Raw genomic sequence first — 1,441 nt, 5'->3', positions numbered from 1 at the left:
TGAACGGCAACATCCGGAGTGTGTCGCTGGACGGCAAGGGTGGTACGGAGAAGGCCGATGCGTTCGGTCGTACGCCGATCAACATTCTGGTGATGGGGTCGGACGGGCGGACCAGCAAGGCGGACTGCAAGCTGGGTGGCGGTTGTTCGCAGACCGGGGTGCAGACGGGCAGCAACGCGGATGTGCAGATGGTGGTGCACATATCCGCCGACCGTTCGAACGCGACGGTGATGAGCATTCCGCGGGACACGATGACCCGGGTGCCGGCGTGCAAGGACGGTGCGACGGGTCGGTCGACGGCGGGGTACTACGGGCAGATCAACAGTGCGCTGCAGTACGGTCCGGCCTGTCAGGTGGCGACCGTCCACCAGCTCACCGGGATTCCCATCGACCACTTCGTGAAGCTGGACTTCTCGGGTGTGGTGAAGATGTCGGACGCGGTCGGCGGTGTGTCCGTGTGTGTCAGCGACGACGTGTACGACACGTACTCGCATCTGAAGCTGTCCAAGGGCGCGCACACCCTGAAGGGGGTGGCCGCGTTGGAGTTCGTGCGTTCCCGGCACGGGTTCGGTGACGGCAGCGACCTGGGGCGTACCGTCTCGCAGCACATCTTCCTCAGCGCGATGATCCGTAAGTTCAAGAGTGCGGGCACGCTCACCGATCCGGCCGCGGTCTACGACCTCGCCGACGCGGCCACCAGGGCGCTGACGGTGGACGACGGGCTGGGCACGGTGAAGAAGCTGATCGCGCTGGCGTCGGATCTGAACAAGGTCCCGACCAAGCGGATGACCTTCACGACGATGCAGACGGGCAGTGACCCGAACGACGCCAACCGGGTGGTGGTGGGTGCGGGGGCCAAGGCGCTGTTCGCGACCATCGCGGGCGACCAGTCCCTGACCACCGGCTCGGGCAGGAAGTCGGCTGCGGCCTCCGCGACTGCGAAGACCCCGGCCGTGCCCAAGTCCGAGATCGCGGTGACGGTGGAGAACGGCACCACGGTCACCGGCCGCGCCTCCGCCGTCGCGGCCGCCCTGACCGGTCAGGGCTTCAGCCCGGACACCACCACCGCCAACGCCCCCAGCCCCGCGACCACGACCACCCTGACCTACGGCACCGGCCACAAGGGCGAGGCGCAGACGGCCGCGAAGGCGCTGGGTCTGTCCGCCGCGCACCTGAAGAAGGACGCCGCCGCCGGTAGCAGTGGTCTGACCCTGGTCATCGGCAGCGACTGGCCCGGCGGCACCAGCTACCCCGGCGGCACCTCGTCCGCGCCCGCGGACACCAAGGCGGCCGTCTCCAACGCCCATGCGCAGACCGCCGACCAGGCCAAGACCTGCGCCAAGGTCAGCCCGTACAAGACGGTTGAACTGGGCGGCGTTCCCATGACACCGGCCCAGGCCTACGCGGCGGCACGCACCAAGCCCGACTCCGACGACTGATC

At 68.4% G+C, this 1,441-nt stretch carries 1 protein-coding gene; it reads left to right on the top strand.

The genetic code is table 11. The features are described from left to right. Window positions 1-1,439: LCP family protein (locus ACFY3C_RS45755; protein ID WP_390775194.1), on the top strand; the 1,439-nt coding region annotated here is incomplete at its 5' end. Window positions 1,440-1,441: the final 2 nt, after the last annotated feature.

Origin of the sequence: Streptomyces sp. NPDC001410, assembly GCF_042895235.1 — a bacterium.
Classification (GTDB): Bacteria; Actinomycetota; Actinomycetes; order Streptomycetales; family Streptomycetaceae; genus Streptomyces.
Note: the sequence above shows the minus strand (reverse complement) of the source record. Positions and strands in the feature narration are given on the sequence as shown.